General features: G+C 49.1%; 28 protein-coding genes and 1 pseudogene. 28 read left to right on the top strand and 1 reads right to left on the bottom strand.

Annotation, left to right across the window (positions count from 1 at the left end; all coding sequences use genetic code 11):
• Positions 1 to 16 precede the first annotated feature (16 nt).
• The 23 genes and pseudogenes from ACTHTY_RS08655 to ACTHTY_RS08545 all read left to right on the top strand — a co-directional run bounded on the left by ACTHTY_RS08655 (position 17) and on the right by ACTHTY_RS08545 (position 11,906).
• On the top strand, positions 17 to 1,162 hold the full coding sequence (locus ACTHTY_RS08655; RefSeq protein WP_070822346.1) for an ExeA family protein: 1,146 nt from the start codon (positions 17 to 19) through the stop codon (positions 1,160 to 1,162).
• Position 1,163: 1 nt separating this feature from the next.
• Entirely contained in the window at positions 1,164 to 1,397 is a 234-nt protein-coding gene (locus ACTHTY_RS08650) for a hypothetical protein (protein WP_049351482.1), read from the top strand.
• Positions 1,398 to 1,407: 10 nt separating this feature from the next.
• Complete coding sequence (locus ACTHTY_RS08645) at positions 1,408 to 1,548, top strand: hypothetical protein (protein ID WP_159069865.1); 141 nt, start codon at positions 1,408 to 1,410, stop codon at positions 1,546 to 1,548.
• Complete coding sequence (locus ACTHTY_RS08640; RefSeq protein WP_157686100.1) at positions 1,545 to 1,721, top strand: hypothetical protein; 177 nt, start codon at positions 1,545 to 1,547, stop codon at positions 1,719 to 1,721. The genes ACTHTY_RS08645 and ACTHTY_RS08640 overlap by 4 nt, the downstream gene beginning before the upstream one ends.
• Positions 1,718 to 1,912, top strand: a complete 195-nt coding sequence (locus ACTHTY_RS08635; RefSeq protein WP_049351483.1) for a hypothetical protein — start codon at positions 1,718 to 1,720, stop codon at positions 1,910 to 1,912. Before ACTHTY_RS08640 ends, ACTHTY_RS08635 begins: the two co-directional genes overlap by 4 nt.
• The gene (locus ACTHTY_RS08630; protein ID WP_063068492.1) at positions 1,909 to 2,409 is read left to right on the top strand and encodes a hypothetical protein; all 501 of its coding nucleotides are present in this window, start codon (positions 1,909 to 1,911) and stop codon (positions 2,407 to 2,409) included. The genes ACTHTY_RS08635 and ACTHTY_RS08630 overlap by 4 nt, the downstream gene beginning before the upstream one ends.
• On the top strand, positions 2,393 to 2,848 hold the full coding sequence (locus tag ACTHTY_RS08625) for a hypothetical protein (protein WP_063068493.1): 456 nt from the start codon (positions 2,393 to 2,395) through the stop codon (positions 2,846 to 2,848). Before ACTHTY_RS08630 ends, ACTHTY_RS08625 begins: the two co-directional genes overlap by 17 nt.
• A 158-nt stretch (positions 2,849 to 3,006) precedes the next feature.
• On the top strand, positions 3,007 to 3,618 hold the full coding sequence (locus ACTHTY_RS08620; RefSeq protein WP_070616087.1) for a DUF3164 family protein: 612 nt from the start codon (positions 3,007 to 3,009) through the stop codon (positions 3,616 to 3,618).
• Positions 3,619 to 3,620: 2 nt separating this feature from the next.
• A complete protein-coding gene (locus ACTHTY_RS08615) occupies positions 3,621 to 3,920 on the top strand; it encodes a hypothetical protein (RefSeq protein ID WP_070539350.1) in 300 nt (99 codons plus the stop codon).
• Between the two features lie 51 nt (positions 3,921 to 3,971).
• Positions 3,972 to 4,280 carry an HU family DNA-binding protein gene (locus ACTHTY_RS08610; RefSeq protein WP_159069866.1) on the top strand — a complete coding sequence of 103 codons (309 nt, stop codon included), beginning with the start codon at positions 3,972 to 3,974 and terminating at the stop codon, positions 4,278 to 4,280.
• 147 nt (positions 4,281 to 4,427) lie between these two features.
• Positions 4,428 to 4,907 (top strand): gp16 family protein, encoded by a 480-nt coding sequence (locus ACTHTY_RS08605; RefSeq protein ID WP_070616085.1) that lies wholly within the window; start codon positions 4,428 to 4,430, stop codon positions 4,905 to 4,907.
• Positions 4,900 to 5,244, top strand: a complete 345-nt coding sequence (locus ACTHTY_RS08600) for a Mor transcription activator family protein (protein WP_079453739.1) — start codon at positions 4,900 to 4,902, stop codon at positions 5,242 to 5,244. The genes ACTHTY_RS08605 and ACTHTY_RS08600 overlap by 8 nt, the downstream gene beginning before the upstream one ends.
• A gap of 214 nt (positions 5,245 to 5,458) precedes the next feature.
• Positions 5,459 to 6,592, top strand: coding sequence for a 2-oxoacid:acceptor oxidoreductase (locus ACTHTY_RS08595; RefSeq protein ID WP_070822348.1), 1,134 nt, complete (start codon positions 5,459 to 5,461; stop codon positions 6,590 to 6,592).
• Between the two features lie 46 nt (positions 6,593 to 6,638).
• Positions 6,639 to 7,575 (top strand): annotated as a pseudogene (locus tag ACTHTY_RS08590) (hypothetical protein).
• Positions 7,576 to 7,620: 45 nt separating this feature from the next.
• Entirely contained in the window at positions 7,621 to 7,887 is a 267-nt protein-coding gene (locus tag ACTHTY_RS08585) for a Gp49 family protein (protein ID WP_070822349.1), read from the top strand.
• The gene (locus ACTHTY_RS08580; protein WP_063068500.1) at positions 7,888 to 8,220 is read left to right on the top strand and encodes a capsid cement protein; all 333 of its coding nucleotides are present in this window, start codon (positions 7,888 to 7,890) and stop codon (positions 8,218 to 8,220) included.
• Positions 8,221 to 8,222: 2 nt separating this feature from the next.
• Positions 8,223 to 8,489, top strand: coding sequence for a hypothetical protein (locus tag ACTHTY_RS08575; protein ID WP_063068501.1), 267 nt, complete (start codon positions 8,223 to 8,225; stop codon positions 8,487 to 8,489).
• Entirely contained in the window at positions 8,489 to 8,917 is a 429-nt protein-coding gene (locus ACTHTY_RS08570) for a gp436 family protein (RefSeq protein WP_070822350.1), read from the top strand. The genes ACTHTY_RS08575 and ACTHTY_RS08570 overlap by 1 nt, the downstream gene beginning before the upstream one ends.
• 2 nt (positions 8,918 to 8,919) lie before the next feature.
• Positions 8,920 to 9,423, top strand: a complete 504-nt coding sequence (locus ACTHTY_RS08565; RefSeq protein WP_070646946.1) for a Gp37 family protein — start codon at positions 8,920 to 8,922, stop codon at positions 9,421 to 9,423.
• Positions 9,423 to 10,817, top strand: a complete 1,395-nt coding sequence (locus ACTHTY_RS08560; RefSeq protein WP_070822351.1) for a phage tail sheath family protein — start codon at positions 9,423 to 9,425, stop codon at positions 10,815 to 10,817. Before ACTHTY_RS08565 ends, ACTHTY_RS08560 begins: the two co-directional genes overlap by 1 nt.
• A gap of 11 nt (positions 10,818 to 10,828) precedes the next feature.
• Positions 10,829 to 11,344 carry a phage major tail tube protein gene (locus ACTHTY_RS08555; protein ID WP_063068503.1) on the top strand — a complete coding sequence of 172 codons (516 nt, stop codon included), beginning with the start codon at positions 10,829 to 10,831 and terminating at the stop codon, positions 11,342 to 11,344.
• Positions 11,345 to 11,446: 102 nt separating this feature from the next.
• Positions 11,447 to 11,743, top strand: a complete 297-nt coding sequence (locus tag ACTHTY_RS08550) for a phage tail assembly protein (RefSeq protein ID WP_049322394.1) — start codon at positions 11,447 to 11,449, stop codon at positions 11,741 to 11,743.
• Positions 11,744 to 11,765: 22 nt separating this feature from the next.
• Positions 11,766 to 11,906 carry a GpE family phage tail protein gene (locus tag ACTHTY_RS08545; RefSeq protein WP_234398622.1) on the top strand — a complete coding sequence of 47 codons (141 nt, stop codon included), beginning with the start codon at positions 11,766 to 11,768 and terminating at the stop codon, positions 11,904 to 11,906.
• Here ACTHTY_RS08545 and ACTHTY_RS08540 read toward each other — a convergent pair.
• Positions 11,903 to 12,109, bottom strand: a complete 207-nt coding sequence (locus ACTHTY_RS08540; protein WP_049322395.1) for a hypothetical protein — start codon at positions 12,107 to 12,109, stop codon at positions 11,903 to 11,905. The two genes, ACTHTY_RS08545 and ACTHTY_RS08540, sit on opposite strands and share 4 nt — an antisense overlap.
• Before the next feature lie 37 nt (positions 12,110 to 12,146).
• Between ACTHTY_RS08540 and ACTHTY_RS08535 the strand changes: the two genes are divergently transcribed.
• The 5 genes from ACTHTY_RS08535 to ACTHTY_RS08515 are packed head-to-tail and all read left to right on the top strand — an operon-like array spanning position 12,147 to position 17,242.
• Entirely contained in the window at positions 12,147 to 14,417 is a 2,271-nt protein-coding gene (locus ACTHTY_RS08535; RefSeq protein ID WP_063068504.1) for a phage tail tape measure protein, read from the top strand.
• The gene (locus ACTHTY_RS08530; RefSeq protein ID WP_070822352.1) at positions 14,417 to 15,313 is read left to right on the top strand and encodes a phage tail protein; all 897 of its coding nucleotides are present in this window, start codon (positions 14,417 to 14,419) and stop codon (positions 15,311 to 15,313) included. Before ACTHTY_RS08535 ends, ACTHTY_RS08530 begins: the two co-directional genes overlap by 1 nt.
• Entirely contained in the window at positions 15,310 to 15,528 is a 219-nt protein-coding gene (locus ACTHTY_RS08525; protein ID WP_049322398.1) for a tail protein X, read from the top strand. Before ACTHTY_RS08530 ends, ACTHTY_RS08525 begins: the two co-directional genes overlap by 4 nt.
• Positions 15,529 to 15,549: 21 nt before the next feature.
• Positions 15,550 to 16,650 (top strand): phage late control D family protein, encoded by a 1,101-nt coding sequence (locus tag ACTHTY_RS08520; RefSeq protein ID WP_432760679.1) that lies wholly within the window; start codon positions 15,550 to 15,552, stop codon positions 16,648 to 16,650.
• Complete coding sequence (locus ACTHTY_RS08515) at positions 16,634 to 17,242, top strand: phage baseplate assembly protein V (RefSeq protein ID WP_070822353.1); 609 nt, start codon at positions 16,634 to 16,636, stop codon at positions 17,240 to 17,242. Before ACTHTY_RS08520 ends, ACTHTY_RS08515 begins: the two co-directional genes overlap by 17 nt.
• The last annotated feature ends 70 nt before the right edge of the window (positions 17,243 to 17,312 follow it).

The following is a 17,312-nucleotide window of genomic DNA, read 5'->3' as shown; positions in this document are numbered from 1 at the left end:
TGTAGAGAGGAAAACGATGAAACAAAGTTTTCAAAAAATCGGCAAATCCTATGCCGCCGCCGCAGCCGAAATTGGATGCAGCAAGCCGATGCTGGTGGCGGTAGTCAATCACGGGCAATGGCCGAAAAAAAACGCAGCCGAGCTGCGAAGGAAATTGAAACAATTTTTTGAAAAGAATGGTGCGGAAATCCCAGCGAGCCTGAGAAACGAGCCGGAAACCGCACCTGCCCAAGCAACTTACGAAGACAAGGACAATGAGATGTTACTACGAAAAGCAACCCTGAACCAAGCCGCAAAACAGCATTTTGGATTATTCCGCGACCCGTTCAACGATGAAATCCAGTCGGCAGACGATGTGTATATGACCCCTGACGTGCGTTATGTACGTGAGGCAATGTTTCAGACGGCCTGTCATGGCGGTTTTGTGGCGGTGGTCGGTGAAAGCGGCGCGGGTAAATCCACACTGCGCGAAGACCTGCAAGACCGTATCAACCGCGAAGGCCGTCAAATTGTGTTGATTGAGCCTTATGTGCTGGCAATGGAAGACAACGACCAAAAGGGTAAGACACTCAAAGCGGTGCATATCGCTGAGGCAATTTTGGAGGCGGTGGCGCCTGGAACAAGCCCGAAACGCAGTCCGGAGGCTCGTTTCCGCCAAATTCATCGCGCTCTGACTGAAAGCGCAAAAGCCGGTAACAAGCACCTGCTGCTGATTGAAGAGGCTCATGGCCTGCCTCTGCCGACCCTGAAACACTTAAAACGCTTTTTTGAGCTGAAGAACGGTTTTGAACGACTGCTCGGGATTGTCTTAATCGGTCAGACGGAGTTGGCGCAAAAGCTCAGCGAAAACAATCCTGCTGTGCGCGAGGTGGTGCAACGTTGCGAGGTAGTTACCCTCCTGCCTCTGACTGACGGCAAGCTGGAAGGCTATTTGAAACACAAGTTTGCCCGGGTCGGTGCGGATGTTTCAAAAGTTTTGAATCAAAGTGCGGTGGATGCGGTTGCGGAACGTTTGACTGTGAAGAGCAGAACAAGCAAAGGGGTTGAACAGAACAGCCTGCTCTATCCTCTGGCTGTCAACAATCTTGTGGCAGCGGCGATGAATCAGGCGGCGGAATTGGGATTTGAACTTGTTGACGGCGATGTGGTACGGGGGGTGTGAGATGGATAACAAATTCGGAAAATTTATTGACCCCAATCACTTGCTGCTCCCACTTAGAAAACAGGTAGCTACCGGGAAAGTCGGCAGCATGGAATACACGATGGAAATCTCTGTGGGATGTGAGCCGATGGTCGTCAGTAAAGCTACTGGGAAGCGGTTTGTATTGACTTGGCAGGACATAGTGGAGTTAGCCGTTCTGGCCGGTATCAACGAATCGGAAGAATCTGAAAAATAAAGGGGAAATCATGAAAAAAGATGGAATCGAATTTGCCATTGTAATTGTGCTGCTGTCCATCGTCGTAGCCATACAGGCAAGGCTGACCGAGCCTTGCCGCCAAAAACAGCCTATGCAGATCAACGTCTATGACAGGGGGCAGTACAAATGAGGGGGTTATGGATACTGACCGCCATGCTTGCCGCCTGCCAGCCGGTCGCGGTAACGGCAGATCAAAGAGATGCTCTGGAAGCCGATAAAAACTGGGAGGCAGTTTACGGCGGGATGAGCGAGACAGACAAAATAACAGGCGTGGTTTTGGAGCCCGCGGGAGAAGAAAAATGAACAGGGATTACAGCAAAATCAAAGTGTCGGTATGGCGCGAAAAAGGCGGTCATCTTGTCACTGAGCTGACAACGGTGTCGGGTAAGTTTGTGATGATGTATGTGTCATCTCGGCTATCGGATGAAATTGAGGATGTGGTTCAGACGGCATTGCGGTGTTTGAGCCGTAAGGATTTGGAGGCAGCGAGATGAAAGTACGCTGCCCTACCTGCGGTGCGGTGATGAGTTTGGATGTATTAATCGCCCATGACGATGCCCGCGAAGCCCTGATTGCCCTGACAGGCATTTCAGATGACCTTTTTAAGGCGGTATTGCGGTATCTGACGCTGTTTCGCCCCGCCGAAAAGGATTTAAGTTTTAACCGTGTTTCAAAGCTCGTCGGCGAGATTGCGCCGATGATACGGGACGGAAAGATTGTCCGCAACCGCAAAACTTACCCGGCCCCGCGCGAGGCTTGGATTTGGGCGGTAACGCGATGCCTTGAGGCACGGGACGCGGGAAAGTTGACGCCGCCGCTGACCAGCCACGGTTATTTGTTGGAAAACATCACGTTTTGGTCACCTGAAAAGACGGCGGGAATTGCGGTTTTGCCCTCTCCCCAACCCTCTCCCGCGGAAAAGGGGGTAAGTACTAAATTGAGGAGCGGGTTGGGCGGTTTGATGGAGTGGTCAAATGGAGGCGAACAATAACTGGCTTAAAAAAGCAATCGCGCAGGGTTTTATGATGCTCGCCGCCTTAAACCTCAAAGGCCGCCCTGCCTCGGCGGATTTGACGGCAGTCGCCGAACTTTGGTTGGGCATACTGAGCGGCCGGTCGTGGCAACCGGAGCAGGACGGAATCAGGATACAGACATCCTTTAGGGCTATTGCGGCGTCCTCGTCAGAGTGGCCAAACCCTGCCGACCTTATCAAACACCTGCCGCCGCCCGAAGTCAGAATGGTGCCGAGGCTGGAAAAGAAGCACCGCCCGACGGAATACGGCAAAGCGCAGGCCGCCGAACTGAAAAAGATTGTCGGCAGATTGAAAAACGCGCCCTGTATGGACAGGGACTGGATACACGGGCCGAGGCATCGGTCGGTGGACGAATGTAAAAGGATTTATGCCGAAAGGCAGAAGGGAAACAAATAATCAAATGAGTACGTTTTTTGACAATCAGGAATCCGACTTAATACAGGAATTTCTGACGGAATACTGGGAAGAGTTTGAAAAATTCGCTGGCAATAACGGATTTGATGACGATTTATTGAAGCAAATATCAATGGAATTGGAAGGACATAGGAAACATTATGAGTAACTTAGACATGAAACAATACAAACAGGATGCCAAAGGCAATCTCGTGCCGCTGGCCAATATTAAAGAAATCGACCTGCTGCGCGACGAGCTGGTGCAGGAAATCGCCGCCAAAGCCCGCGCGGTGCAGGATAACCTGATGGCGTTCAAACGCGAGGCGATGGACGATATTGCGGCGTTTGTACAGTTGAGTGCCGACCGCTATGACGTATCTGTTGGCGGCAAGAAAGGCAATATCAGCCTGCACAGCTTTGACGGCGCATACCGCGTCAACCTTGCCATGCAGGATACGTTGGTATTTGACGAAGGTTTGATTGCCGCCAAAGCCTTGATTGATGAGTGTATCAACGAATGGACGGAAGGCAGCCGCACGGAATTGAAAACACTGATTAACGCGGCCTTCCAAGTGGATAAAGAAGGCAATATCAGCACCGCCCGCGTACTTGGTCTGCGCCGCCTGCAAATTACGGATGAAAAATGGCAACGGGCGATGGATGCGCTCTCCGACAGTTTGCAGGTGCATATCAGCAAGCCGTTTGTGCGGGTGTATCAGCGCGGCGAAGATGGGGAGTATCAGCTGATGAATTTGGATGTAGCGAAGGTGTGAACATGGGAAAAATGAAAATTTTCTTGTCACTCATATGCCTTTTTGTGTTAGCAGCTTGTGAACCAAATGCCAGTTATCAGCAATATAGAGAGGGAAAGCCAGTAGATATCCAAACCGAAGACCGCATCGTTGTGAAACGCATTGCTGTTATTCCTGATGATCTTGCTTACTCAAATTATCGCGGGGTATACGTAATTACCGACAAGAAAACCGGCAAGGAGTACATCGGTTTATCAGGTGTTGGCATATCCGAATCTGGCAGTCATCAAAGCGGCAAGACATCAATCTCTGATGAGCGGTAATAAAAACTGAAGCCATCTGAAACTATAAATCCATAAACCGCGCGGCACGGTCTGCCGCATTTAAATCTAAATAGGAGTCAAAAAGTGAATAAATCTGAATTAATCCAAGCCATCGCCGATGAGGCAGAATTGAGCAAACGCGATGCGGCGGAATTTGTCGATGCGTTTGTCAGCGTGGTAACGCAGACGCTGAAGGACGGCAAAGACATTACGTTGGTCGGCTTCGGTTCGTTCCACGCCGCCCAATCTGCCGAGCGCAAAGGCCGCAATCCTAAGACCGGCGAGCCGTTGACCATTGCCGCCCGTAAAACGCCAAAATTCCGCCCGGGCAAGGCGTTGAAAGAAGCAGTCAATCCATAGCTAGGCTATAAAAAAGGCCGTCTGAAACTTTCAGACGGCCTTTTTTATTTGCCAAATGACTACCGGCAAATGTAGAATCAGGCATAATATATTGATTTATTTAAATATATGAAACAGCGTTTCAGTATGTGAAAAGAAAGGATTAGCATGGAAACGGCAAAAGCGAAAAAACAGCGTTTAATCCGTCTGATCCACGTCGGTAAAACGCAGTTGATGATGGCCGATAGCGAGTACCGTACGCTATTGGCCAATATTTCGCGCGGGAAAACGAGCAGCACTAAGTTGTCGGTCGATGAGTTAGAACTGGTGGTAACGGCTCTGAAGGCGCGTGGTTTTGTAGTAACGACAAAAGCGCAGGCTAAAAGTGACAAGCCGGATATTAAAATCCGGCCTGCCCATCCTGCGGTTGATGGCCAAATTAAAAAAATACGTGCGTTATGGCTTGAGCTACACGATATCGGTGCAGTAAGAAATCCGTCCGAGCTGGCTTTGGGCAGGTTTGTAAAGCGTATGGTCGGCGTTGATTATCATGGCTGGCTTGATATTGATAATGCACAGAAGGTTATTGAACACTTGAAACAATGGTTGTTACGCGAGGAAAGAAAACTGGAGGTGCTAAGTGGCTGATGAACGCGTACCCGAGCTGGTGACCGATTTGGAAGACCAAATGTCTGCCTGTTTATGTTCTGAGCTGCCGATGTTGGATAAAACTCAGGCGAAGGTGGTAAGTAAGAAGGTGGCAAGATTCATTACGGACAACTGGGGAGGTCAATTGATTTATATCCCGAAGAACCATATCGGCAAGGTATCGGAAAGAGACCAACAGGTATATCGGGAATTTAATGGTAAGAATCATGCAGCATTAAGTAAGAAATTTGATTTAACTGTTCAACAAATCTATCGCATTGTGAAGGCAGTCGGAGATGCGGAAAGGTCGAAAAGACAGACTGATTTGTTTGGATAAGTCTTGTAATAAAACGGAATGGCGGTCAGGTTTTATCCTGACCGCTTTTATATTGCGTTTCTCATCTTGGTCGGGGGTTTGCCTACCCTGAGCCATAAACTCGCTAAAAATGCCGTTTTTGCGCATTTTGAGGAAAACATGTTTTAAACCGCATTAAAAGCCGTTTCAGACGGCCTTTGTCAAAATAGCCTCATCAATCCGATGGGGCTTTTTTGTGAAAAAGTTGTTTGAAATTTTTAAATCCGGCACGCGTACTGACAATAACGGCCGAAAAGTGACGATTACCGATGCGGATGTGGCTCAGGCAGCTGCTGCATATGATCCAAAGCTGCATGAAGCACCACTGGTTATCGGCCATCCGAAGACCGATGCTCCGGCCTATGGCTGGGTGGGCAGTCTGCAAGCCGATGGTGGTGTGCTGTCGGCCGATTTTGCGCAAATGGACGATGATTTTGTCAGTCTTGTACAAAGCGGCCGTTACAAAAAAGTGTCGGCCAGTTTCTATCCGCCCGACAGCCCGAGCAATCCGAAGCCAGGCTCTTGGTATCTGCGCCATGTCGGTTTTCTCGGTGCGCAACCACCTGCGGTAAAAGGTTTATCCGCCATTAATTTTGCTGAAGACGATGAGTATGTCGAGTTTTCCGAATATGCACACCGCCGCACGGCCTCGATTTTCCGCCGTCTGCGTGAGTGGCTGATTGAGCAGTACGACGTGGCCACCGCCGATAAAGTAGTTGCCGATTGGGAAATTCGCGACATTGAAGAATCGGCAGACTGGCAGCCCGAACCGCCCACACCGGCATTTGCCGACCCTGTAACCCAAAACGAATCTCAAACCCATGAAAACAAGGAGACCTCTATGTCGCCCGAAGAACAACTGGCAGCCGAAAAAACCGCCCGTGAACAAGCCGAAGCTAAGGCAGCCGCTGCGGAAGCAGAGCTGAAACGCTTGCAAGACGAGCAAGACCAAGCCTTGCGTGAAGGTCAACATGATCAGAATGCCGAATTTGCCGAAGCCTTGGTAAAAGAAGGCCGTCTGAAACCTGCCGATAAGGATTTGGTGGTGCAGGTATTGGACTTCGCAGAATACCCCGAACATACCAGCGTCGATTTTGGCGAAGGCAGCACCATTGGCGAAGCGTTGCGCCAATTCTTGCGCAACCTGCCGGAAGTATTGCCAAGCGGCCACTATACCAAAGGGACTACTCCTATGGCTGCCGCTGGACTGCCGGCCGATTTTGCCGAAGCGGCTAATCCTGATGCGCTGAGCCATCACGAACGTGCTGTGGCTTTGGCAGCCAAAGAAGGCATCAGCTACGAAGAAGCGGCACGCCGTACCGCCGTTTAACCCAAAAGCGACGATGTCGTCGCATTTCAATTTGAAAGGATGAACGATGAGTTCTCATTTGCGCCGCCTTCGCGGTCAGGTCGATCCAGTTTTAACCAATCTGGCAGTCGGTTATAAAAACGCGGAATTTATTGCCGAGAAAATTTTCCCTCAAGTATTCACTGATAAAGAAGGCGTACAGGTGCCGGTGTTCGGTAAAGGCTCTTTTGTCGAATACGACACCAAGCGTGCCGTCGGTGCGGCGTCTAATGTGATTACGTTGGATGCGCCGAACTATCTGCCGATTGTGTTGGAAGAACACGATTTAGCGGCTGGTGTGGATTACCGTGAGCAAGCGGAATCGCTGTTTAACGAGCAAGCCAAAGCTACCCGTCGCGCTACCAAGGGTGTGCAACTGCGCCAAGAAATCGAAACGGCTGCTTTGCTGCAGGCGAAATCTGCTTATCAGAGTGGCCACACTAAAGATTTGGCGGCCACGAAAAAGTGGAGTGCCGATAATTCAGACCCGCTGGCCGATATTGAAAGTGCACGTGAAACCGTCCGTGCAGCTTGCGGTGTGCGCCCCGGCGTATTGGTAGTAGGTGCCAGCGTATTGTCTCAACTCAAGCGCAATAAGGCTCTCCTCGCCTCCCTGTCCGCCAATGACCGTAAATCTCTGTTGACTGTCGAGCAGTTGAAAAACCTGCTGGAACTGGATGACATCATTGTCGGTCAGGCTGTTTCATCTGTTGCAACCGGCAAACCCACCAAGGATGTTTGGGGTAAATTTGCCAGCCTGATTGTTCGACCCGATTTTGGTTTCAGACGGCAATGACGAAGGCGAACCTGCATTCGGTTATACCTTCCGCCGCCGTGGCATGCCTGTGGTCGACCGTTATGAAGAAGTTGGCGGCAAAGTCGAATACGCCCGTTATACCGATATCCGCAAAGCGGCTGTGGTGGGTAGTGCGTGCGGTTTCTTGTTTGAAAACGCAGTAGATTAATTGACAAGGCCGTCTGGAGTGCCTAGACGGCTAGGGAGAAAAAATATGAGCTTAAAGATTACACCTCAAGAAATCGAAAACAAGATTGCTCAGGCTGATTATCACCGTGTGGGTGAGACAACTGCAATCGTTTGCTCGTTGACCCTGAAATCAGGTTTTGTCGTGATTGGTAAGGCGGCTTGTTTTAGCCACGATATTTTTGACGAACAGATGGGCTGTGAATTGGCATACCAGGATGCTATTCGCCATCTGTGGGAATTGGAAGCTTATCGTTTGAAAGAAAATGCAGTTATGCAGAAAGTAGAGGTTTAAATGGCTCAAACCAAACAAGTGGTACTGGTAACTACCATTACCGCAACAGGCGCGATTGTGAAAAACCGCTTTGTTAATTTTAAAGGCGCACAGGCTAAAGCCGGCGAGGCCGTTTTGGGTGTTGCTCCATATGATGTTGAAACTGGTGATACTGCTGCAGTCGATGTGGTCGGTATTGCTGTTGTCGAATCAGGTGGCGCAGTGGCTATCGGTGCCGAAGTAGGTGCGGACGCACAAGGCTGTGCAGTATCCGGTGCGGCAAAAATTGCCGGTACGGCTCTGACTGCTGCAACCGCCGCAGGTGAAACTGTTCGTGTATTGTTGAAAGGTTAATCATGGCTAAGGTTTATATCGCAAACACTGCATTGATTCTTGAAGACGAAGCCGGTAAGCAATTCCGTGTGGAAGCAGGTGAAGCAGTTGAGTTGACACCTGAACAATACGAATCAGTGGCCGCTCATGTGACGCCGACGGCAACTACAGGCGAAGAGCTGGATGCACAACAGGCAGAAGCTCAAGAGAAAACGCCGTCTGAATCTAATCCGACTGAAGATCCTGAGTCCAAAACCAAAACGCAACGCAAAACAAAGGCGGACGCGTAATGTACTACATCAACGCCGAGAATATGCTCAAGGCTATGAGTAAGCCGGAATTGGTGCAGTTGACCAACGATGAGCCGCGCGCGACTGACCCTGACTGGGATGTGGTCGATGAAGCGATTCGGTATGCCTGTGATTTGGTTGACGGCTACTTGCGCGGACGCTACCCGCTGCCGCTCAAGTCAGTGCCGACTGTGTTGCCGCCATTGTGTATCAACATTGCCCGCCATTTCCTGCACTCGCGCCGCATCAATCGGGCGGAGTTTCCGAAAACGTTGGAGACTGCCTACAACGCGACTCTGAAAACGTTAGAAGCCATCCGCGACGGAAAAATACATATCGGCGTTGATACTTTGGACAAAGAGGCGCAGCCGGAGCCAGGTGCGTATCACACGCGTGGCGGTTCGCGTATTGACATGATGGGGTATTGATTGTGAGTGCGACACGTCCTGTTATTGACGCGGTAGTTGAGCATTTGCAGACGGCCATTCCATGGGTCATCGTGGAAGCGTTCCCCGAAAGACCGTCTGAATACCAGTTTATCCACCCGACCGGTGCGATTTTGGTTGGCTACGGTGGCAGTAAGTTCACTGATTTGGAACATTTGGGCAACATTGCCCAGCAGCGCGACATGACACTGGTGTTAACCGTTATCGGCAGCAATCTGCACGGCGATGAAGGCACACTAGCAATTTTAGACGAAGCCCGGTTGGCGATTGTCGGTTTCCGCCCTCCAAACTGTCTGCCGTGTCATTTATTGCAAGAGCGTTTTTTAAACGAAGATGCCGGTGCATGGCAGTATGAGCTGACCGTTCAGACGGAAACTCAACAAGTCGAAGTTTGTAAGCCCAATACCAATCCCTTGCTCATTAAGGTGCATGGCCGCTTGAATGGAAATGCATTAAACCCTGATTTAAAACCTAAGGAGAATTCATAATGGCAGCAGCCTATCATCATGGTACGGAGACCATCCGTATTGACGGTGGTTCTAATCCTGTCTATACCGTTGACGGTGCGATTACGGCTATTGTCGGTACTGCACCAGTCGGTGCGGTCAACGAATTGACTGTGTGTCAAACCAAGAAAGACTTTGCACAATTTGGCGGTGAGCTGACCGGTAAAGGCTTTACATTGCCTGACGCGGCCAATATTTGGACACGTTATGCTTCTGGTGTGGCTTATGTGATTAACGTGTGCGATCCCGCACGCCATAAGACCCAAGTACAGAGCGAAGTATTGACCGTCGACAGCAATACCTTGACGGCCTATACCGCCAAACCTGCACTTCTGGCCGGTTATGCCCTGACTGACGGCGCAGCCGCACTGATCGAAGGCCAGCACTACACGATCAATGCGCTAACCGGCGAGATTGTGTATAAAACCAAACCGACCGCCCCGAAAATCAGTTACAGCTACGTAGACCCGACCAAAGTAACAGAGGCCGACATCATCGGTGCATATGTCGCAGCTACCGGAAAGCGCACGGGCTTGGAGCTGCTCTCAGAAGGCTACAATCGCCAAGGTGCAGATGCCAAAATCATTATTGTGCCGAATTACGACAAAACGGCTACCGTCGCCGCCAAAATGATTACTGTGGCCGACAACCTGAATGCAATTGCCTATATCAACGCACCTGAAGGCACGACCTTGAGCAAAGCTCTCGAAGGCCGTGGACCATTGGGTACGATTAATTTTCAGACATCAAGCGACCGTGCCGAGTTGTTTTTCCCGCATGTGATCGGTCTGTTGGGTATGGAATCACTGGCTACCCACGCTGCCGGTCTGCGCATGAAGACCGACGTTGAGCAGGGTTATTGGTTTAGCAAATCCAACCGCGAACTCTTGGGCGTAACCGGCGTGGAAATCGGTCTGACTGCTCGCGCCGACGACCCGCAGTCCGAAACCAACCGCCTCAATGAAAAAGGCATTACTACCGTCTTCAATAGCTATGGTACTGGGTATCGTATGTGGGGCAACCGTCTTGCCTGTTTCCCAACTACTTCTCACATCAAGAACTTTGAGGTAGCCCAACGTACCGGCGACTTGATTGATGAGTCCATCCGTCGCGCTGAGCTGCAATATGTCGACCGCCCGATTGACGAAGCCTTGCTCGACAGCCTGCTGGAAACCGTCCGTACCTACATGAGTACGTTGCCATCCATCGTCGGCTTCTCTCTGAGCTTGGACTACGACTACGATTTAGTCGACGCATTCAGCAAAGGCCAAGTCCCCATCGTATATTCCTACACACCGAAAATCCCGGCCGAACGTCTGACCAATACCTCGGTCATGACCCGAAAATATCTGGCCAACTTGGTCAGCGGCAATTAAGGAGCTGAAACATGGCGCAATTAAATGCAATATACAATGCCAACGTCTATATCGACGGCAATAATCTGTTGGGCAAGGCCTCTGAAATTACCGCGCCCGAAGTCGAGTACACCATGGATGAAGTCACCGGCTTGGGTCTTTTCGGCACCATCAAGCTGCCTAGCGGCATGGAAGCATTGGAATCCGAAATTAAATGGAACAGCTTCTATCCCGAAGTGGCTGCGCGTAGTAAAAATCCGTTTAAAGCGGTGCAGCTGATGATTCGTTCCAACCTGCAAACATTCGACGCAGCAGGTTTGCAGAAAGAAGTGCCGATGGTCACTACTATGACCGGCACATTCGGCAAAGATGCGTTGGGTGGCTTTAAACCAAAAGAAAAGGCAGAGTTTTCCAGCACCTTCCATGTAAATGAAGTACGCCAAGTCGCTGATGGTCGGGAGCTCTTCTACTACAACTCCTTCAATAATATTCTGCGCGTGGACGGCGTAGATGTATTAGCACAGATGCGTAAAAACATCGGTGCATAAGTATTAAAACACATTAAAAGCCGGTTCAGACGGCCTTTGGCAGAATTGCTGTATCTTTCTTGGGTACAGCAATTTTTTATTGATTTTCAAAAGGATTAAATGATGACTGAAGCACAAAAACTGCAAGAAAACTTGGGTGCAACCAAAACTGTAAAGCTTAAATATCCTGTACGTTTGGCGACGGGCGAAAACCTGACCGAACTGAAACTGCGCCGTCCGCGTGTGGGTGATTTGCGTGCTGTGGCGCACTTGAGCAGCGATGCCGAGCAGGAGTTGACGATTTTCGCGCGCATCACAGGTTTGGTACCTGAAGATTTGGACGAGCTGGATTTGTATGACTACAAACAGGTGCAAGACTGGTTTCGTCGCTCGCAAGAAGACGAAGCCGCTGCTGAGTAATGAAGAAGCTGATGAGCAGCTTTTGAATGCTGTTGCTGATTTGGCTTGGTGGTTTGGCTGGAGCGTACAAGAGGTGTATGCCATGCCGCTTGATGAGTTTGAAGACTGGCAAAAAGAAGCAGCCCGCCAAATCAAGGCGGGCTACAGGAAGTCTTTAATTTAGTTTCGGGTAAAAAATTTATAGAGAATACCCAAAAAGGCGATGAGTAATATTACTGGGATTAAAGTGAGCGGAGCGAAAATGCCGTAAGCAATCCCCATCGCCCAATTTCCTTTAATGCTACCGATTATGAATCCTAGAAGGATTGCTGCTGAAACCAGTTTTTCAGCTGGGAAATCGATAGCAAAATCAAAAAATTTATTCATTTTTAAATCCCTCAATATCTACTTAGGATAATAAATCATGTCCGCAGATTTGGCAATCGGTGTAAAGGTCGGTTTTGCTGCCGGTGCAGCGATTTCAGGTCTGAAAAATCTTAAAGGTTCAATCAAAAGTCTGAATGACGAACAACAACGCTTGTCTGCACGGCAACGTTTGATTGGTCAGACTTTGCAAAATCCGCTGCGGATGTCACGGCAACGCGTAAATGAATTACGGCGTGAATATACCCAACTTGGCACAGCTATCGATAAAGTTCGTAAAAAACAACTCAAACTTTCCAATATTGATACAAAACTTGGTCATCTGAAAGAACAGCGTGGAAAAATGCGCGAACAGGTAATGTCAGTTGTATCAATTGGTGCGACGGCTGTTGTCCCGGTCAAATTGGCCATGGACTTTGAATCTTCAATGGCTGATGTGAAAAAAGTCGTGGACTTTGATACACCACAGCAATTCAAGCAAATGGGCAATGATATTCTTGCCCTAACCCGCAAAATTCCAATGGCGGCAGAAGAATTGGCCGCTATTGCTGCTTCGGGCGGTCAACTTGGTATAGCTCGGAACGATATTATTGGCTTTACGGAAACGATTGCCAAGATGTCGGTTGCTTTTGATATGTCCGCAGATCAGGCCGGTGAAAGTATGGCTAAGCTGGCCAATGTCTATAAGATTCCTATTGAGCAGATTGGTAAGCTTGGCGATGCAATTAACCATTTATCCAATAATAGCCCCGCAAAAGCTTCAGATATTGTCAATGCATTAGGACGCGTCGGTGGTGTGGCCAAGCAGTTTGGATTGACTGAGCTACAGACTGCCTCTTTAGCAAATACTTTTATCAGTTTGGGCAAGTCTCCCGAGGTTGCCGGTACGGCAATTAATGGAATGCTGACCAAGTTGATGACTGCCGACAAACAAGGAAAAAAATTTCAAGCAACATTGCAGATGATGGGTCTGGAATCAAAAGATTTGAAAAAAGCGATTTCCGAAAATGGGGAACAAGCTTTACAGGATTTTTTGAAGACGTTGAATAAGCTTCCCAAAGAACAACAAATGGGTGCATTGGTTGATTTATTCGGATTGGAGTACGCGGATGACATCGCAGTCTTGGCTGGTAATGTAGATCTTTATGAGAAATCAATCAGAGCTTTAAAGGATACAGGAAAAGATGGCAAGTTGAGTTTCGAAGGTTCGATGAGTAAAGAGTTTGCTGCTCGCTCAGAGACTACAGCTGCCAATTGGGAAATCTTTAAAAACAGCTTGAAAGAGTTGGGGATTGTTATTGGCTCGACATTACTACCAGCGATTAATTCTTTAATGTCATCTATCGCGCCTATTATTCATAGTATTTCTGATTGGGCGGCTGCCAATCCTACATTGACCCGTACACTGATTGGTTTTATAGGTGGTTTGGCCTTATTTAAAACCACGCTCCTTGGCGGTATGTTTATCGTCAATATCTTCCGCACGGGGATTTTACAGATTACCGGCCTGTTCATGCGTTTAGGTATGTTCTTGATGGCCAATCCTATTGGTATCGCTATAGGTTTGTTAGCTGTTGCTGCATATTTGCTTTATGACAATTGGTCTGCTGTCGTTGGTGGCGCAAAGGCATTATGGCAAAGCTTGGTAACCTTTTTCAGCGGTTTATGGGCTCAAATTACTGCATTTTTTAATAGCGGTATTGGCAATATTGCTGCCACGATTCTCAACTTTTCTCCAATGGGATTGTTCTATCGTGTCTTTTCCGGAGTGTTGAGCTGGTTTGGGGTAACGCTACCATCGACATTCACTGGTTTCGGCCGCATGTTGATTCAAGGATTAATTAACGGCATTAAATCGGCGGCGGCAGCTGTATATAACACAATTGCATCTATCGGTAATTCGATTAAGGCAAAATTCCAGGCGGTAATGGATATCCATTCTCCAAGTCGTGAATTCCGCCGTTTTGGTGGCTTTATCACTCAAGGTTTGGACATCGGTATCCGTCGCACGGCCAGTCGGCCAATCGGTACTATCGGCACATGGGCAGGCCGTCTGAAAGACAGTTTTACGAACCGTGTCGGTCAGTTACGTGCTGATGTTGCTGCGCGTGTATCCGGCCATCGTGCAGATTTCGAGCAGGCGAGGCAAGCTGCGTCCGCCCCTGGCGGGGTGACCATCCATTTTAATCCGACCATCAACGCGCCAGGTGGTAACCCTGCACAAATTCAAACGGCCTTGCAAATGGGTTTGCGCGAATTTGAAATGCTGTTTCAACGTATGATGGCCGACCGTGAACGGAGGGCTTTCTGATGTATGCAATGTTGGGCGATGTACGGTTTGAAACCTTGCAAAGTTTTTCCAGCCTGGAAGCGCAGCACTCGGCCAAGTTTGCCAAGCATGAAGTGCTTAAGGGAAGACCACGCCTGCAGGCGATGGAAAATGAGCTGACCACGCTGAGATTTGGGTTAAAGCTGCATTGGATGTTGGGTAATCCCGACACGGCCTACAAGGGCTTACTGGCTGCTCTGGAGGCGCAGCAGGCAGTGTCGTTGGTTTATGGTTCAGGGCGATTTGTCGGTTGGTTTGTAATTGAAAGCCTGACCGAGCGCACATTGATTCAGGATAGCAAAGGCCGTACCGCCGCGCGTGAGCTGGATGTGGAGCTGACCGAGTTTGTCGGCGACCCAAATAATCCGCTGCCAACACCAGCGATTATCAGCGGCAAACAAAATCCATTACTGTCCCTGCTGCCCGAGTCGGTTCAGGCACAGGCGTCTGAGGTAATCAAAGCGGTTGAGACAGGAGTAAAAATTTATAGGGCTGCAGAAAGTGGCATTGAACAAGTGCAAGGCATTATTACAGCGGCGAAAGAGCTAAAAAATGATCCTGCCGGACTTTTGCACTTGGTCGGTGATGCACTTGGTGTTGCTGCGCCGGTTCTACAAAACTTGAACGGCATTGGAGAAGTGACGGCTGTTGTTGGTGACTTGACGAGCGCAACAAAACTGGCAGAGCAGCTCGGTATGGCTGGAAATGCACTTGGTAATACGGTTGCAAGCCTAAGATCGGGTTATGAGAGCGGTTCAGTCGGAAGTTGGTTGGATGCCGCCGGGTCATCCATTATGACGGCAACAGAGGCGATGGCGAATGGGGCGTCAGCAGTTGAAACTTTGACTGGATGGCTTGCAACACGGAGTGATTCATGAGTGCAGTTTTACGTTATATAACTAAAGACGGTGACCGCTGGGATTTGATTGCCCATAAGCACTACGGCAATGCGCTACTGATTGACGGCCTTATTGCGGCAAATCCGCATTTGCCGTTGGCTGAAGAGTTTGTCAGTGGTTTGACAGTATTTGTTCCAGTATTGGAAAGCAAACCTAAAAACAATCAGGCCGATTTACCGCCTTGGCTGCGTTAAGGCCGTCTGAAAAGGAAGACCATGAATATTTCGTCTTTATTGTCCGGCTTGGCCGTGCAAGGCGGTTCAGGCGGTACACACCCGGTAACCAAGCCGGATTTCACACTGAGCTACGAAAACAAAGACATCACCGGCGACATTGCACCGTATCTGATTTCCTTCGTTTATACAGATTATCTTGAGGGGCAATCTGATGAACTGCAGGTAGAATTTGAAGATACCGACGGCCGCTGGTTGCGTGGCTGGTATCCTGAGCAAGGCGATGCACTTTCGTTGAGTTTGGGCGACCAATTTACCGGTTTGGTGGCATTGGGCAGCTTTGAAATCGCTGAAATTGAGTATAACCATCCTCCGTCAACGGTAAGCATGAAGGCTTTGTCTGCAGGTATCAGTAAAGCAAGCCGTACCTTAAAAGGTCGTGCGTATGAAAATACCACGCTTGCAGAGATTGTTCGTCAAGTGGCAGGCCGTTTGAAATTGCAGCTTACCGGGCAAGTTAAAGACATCAAAATAAAACGCGTAACTCAGTATCAGGAACGCGACGTTGAGTTTTTAAGCCGGTTGGCCAAAGAGTATGGCCACACCTTCAAAATTGTCGGGGATAAGCTGGTGTTTGCCGATAATGCTGCCCTGAAAGAGCGTGAAGCCGTGGTGGTGTTGAGTCCGGAAGATATGATGAGAATTCGTCTACGTGACTTGATTAAAGGCGTGCCAACCCAGGTTGAGATGCGCGGTTATGACCCGAAAACCAAAAAAACGGTGTCTGCTAAGCGGAAAACAAAACCTTTACGCCCAAAATCTAAACGTGGCCACACTGGTGACACCTTGAAAATAGTGCCGAATAAAGGAGAGAGCCAAGCGCAGCTTAATGCTCGTGCCGATGCCAAACTGGCTGACGCACAAGACGATCAATGTGCCGGAAACATCACCTTGTTCGGCAACGCGCTGCTGGTTGCAGGGCAAACCGTTAGGCTGAAAAACATGGGTAAGTTTTCCGGTAAGTATTTGGTTAAACAAGCACGGCATGAATATCGCAGCAGTAGCGGCTATACGACCGAACTGGAGGTTAAGATGATTGAGTATATTGAAGACGAGGAGAAAGTAGATGTCTCAAACGCATGATTTTACGGCGACTCTACAATTTGGCATGGTATCGGCGGTAGATGAAGCCGGTCATAATCTGCGTGTTAAAATTCCTGCATTGGAAGATATGGAAACCGACTGGCTACCGATGAGCACACCAGCCGCCGGCGGTAATCAGTTTTACAGCTTGCCCGACGAAGGTGAGCAAGTTGTCTGCTTGCTGGACGCTCGCGGCGAAAACGGCTGTGTGATTGGCGCAATTTACAGCACGGCCGACAAGCCTCCTGCAAGCAGTAAAGACAAATGGATACGCCGATTTAAAAATGGCACTGTGATTGAGCATGACCGTGCCAGCGGGGATGTTTCTGTTCAGACTGACGGAGTGGTTAAAATTAAAGCTGGAGCCAAAGTGTCTATCGAAACTCCAGAAACGATGGTTAGCGGAAATACGACAGTCAATGGATTGTTGGCTTATACAGCTGGTCTGTCAGCAGTTAATTCAGGTGGTGGTGATGCTGCAAATATTGAGGGTACTATGGTAGTGAATGGTGAGATTATCCTCAATGGGATTCCTTTGTCCCAACATAAACATCCCGGGGACTCTGGTGGTAAAACTGGTTTACCTGAATAGTCTTTAATCCGTTTTAAAATCAGTTTTCGACGGCCTTTCATAAAATCCCTGTATTCATTACGGATACAGG

This window comes from Neisseria sp. P0019.S002 (assembly GCF_051957155.1).
Lineage (GTDB): Bacteria > Pseudomonadota > Gammaproteobacteria > Burkholderiales > Neisseriaceae > Neisseria > Neisseria perflava.
The sequence above is the reverse complement of the archived record's forward strand: the minus strand, read 5'-3'. Positions and strand labels throughout refer to the sequence as shown.

Coding starts and splice junctions, on each gene's coding strand:
- ACTHTY_RS08655 (WP_070822346.1), top strand. CDS start 17: ATGAAACAAAGTTTTCAAAAAATCGGCAAATCCTATGCCGCCGCCGCA.
- ACTHTY_RS08650 (WP_049351482.1), top strand. CDS start 1,164: ATGGATAACAAATTCGGAAAATTTATTGACCCCAATCACTTGCTGCTC.
- ACTHTY_RS08645 (WP_159069865.1), top strand. CDS start 1,408: ATGAAAAAAGATGGAATCGAATTTGCCATTGTAATTGTGCTGCTGTCC.
- ACTHTY_RS08640 (WP_157686100.1), top strand. CDS start 1,545: ATGAGGGGGTTATGGATACTGACCGCCATGCTTGCCGCCTGCCAGCCG.
- ACTHTY_RS08635 (WP_049351483.1), top strand. CDS start 1,718: ATGAACAGGGATTACAGCAAAATCAAAGTGTCGGTATGGCGCGAAAAA.
- ACTHTY_RS08630 (WP_063068492.1), top strand. CDS start 1,909: ATGAAAGTACGCTGCCCTACCTGCGGTGCGGTGATGAGTTTGGATGTA.
- ACTHTY_RS08625 (WP_063068493.1), top strand. CDS start 2,393: ATGGAGGCGAACAATAACTGGCTTAAAAAAGCAATCGCGCAGGGTTTT.
- ACTHTY_RS08620 (WP_070616087.1), top strand. CDS start 3,007: ATGAGTAACTTAGACATGAAACAATACAAACAGGATGCCAAAGGCAAT.
- ACTHTY_RS08615 (WP_070539350.1), top strand. CDS start 3,621: ATGGGAAAAATGAAAATTTTCTTGTCACTCATATGCCTTTTTGTGTTA.
- ACTHTY_RS08605 (WP_070616085.1), top strand. CDS start 4,428: ATGGAAACGGCAAAAGCGAAAAAACAGCGTTTAATCCGTCTGATCCAC.
- ACTHTY_RS08585 (WP_070822349.1), top strand. CDS start 7,621: ATGAGCTTAAAGATTACACCTCAAGAAATCGAAAACAAGATTGCTCAG.
- ACTHTY_RS08580 (WP_063068500.1), top strand. CDS start 7,888: ATGGCTCAAACCAAACAAGTGGTACTGGTAACTACCATTACCGCAACA.
- ACTHTY_RS08575 (WP_063068501.1), top strand. CDS start 8,223: ATGGCTAAGGTTTATATCGCAAACACTGCATTGATTCTTGAAGACGAA.
- ACTHTY_RS08570 (WP_070822350.1), top strand. CDS start 8,489: ATGTACTACATCAACGCCGAGAATATGCTCAAGGCTATGAGTAAGCCG.
- ACTHTY_RS08560 (WP_070822351.1), top strand. CDS start 9,423: ATGGCAGCAGCCTATCATCATGGTACGGAGACCATCCGTATTGACGGT.
- ACTHTY_RS08555 (WP_063068503.1), top strand. CDS start 10,829: ATGGCGCAATTAAATGCAATATACAATGCCAACGTCTATATCGACGGC.
- ACTHTY_RS08550 (WP_049322394.1), top strand. CDS start 11,447: ATGACTGAAGCACAAAAACTGCAAGAAAACTTGGGTGCAACCAAAACT.
- ACTHTY_RS08540 (WP_049322395.1), bottom strand. CDS start 12,109: ATGAATAAATTTTTTGATTTTGCTATCGATTTCCCAGCTGAAAAACTG.
- ACTHTY_RS08535 (WP_063068504.1), top strand. CDS start 12,147: ATGTCCGCAGATTTGGCAATCGGTGTAAAGGTCGGTTTTGCTGCCGGT.
- ACTHTY_RS08530 (WP_070822352.1), top strand. CDS start 14,417: ATGTATGCAATGTTGGGCGATGTACGGTTTGAAACCTTGCAAAGTTTT.
- ACTHTY_RS08525 (WP_049322398.1), top strand. CDS start 15,310: ATGAGTGCAGTTTTACGTTATATAACTAAAGACGGTGACCGCTGGGAT.
- ACTHTY_RS08520 (WP_432760679.1), top strand. CDS start 15,550: ATGAATATTTCGTCTTTATTGTCCGGCTTGGCCGTGCAAGGCGGTTCA.
- ACTHTY_RS08515 (WP_070822353.1), top strand. CDS start 16,634: ATGTCTCAAACGCATGATTTTACGGCGACTCTACAATTTGGCATGGTA.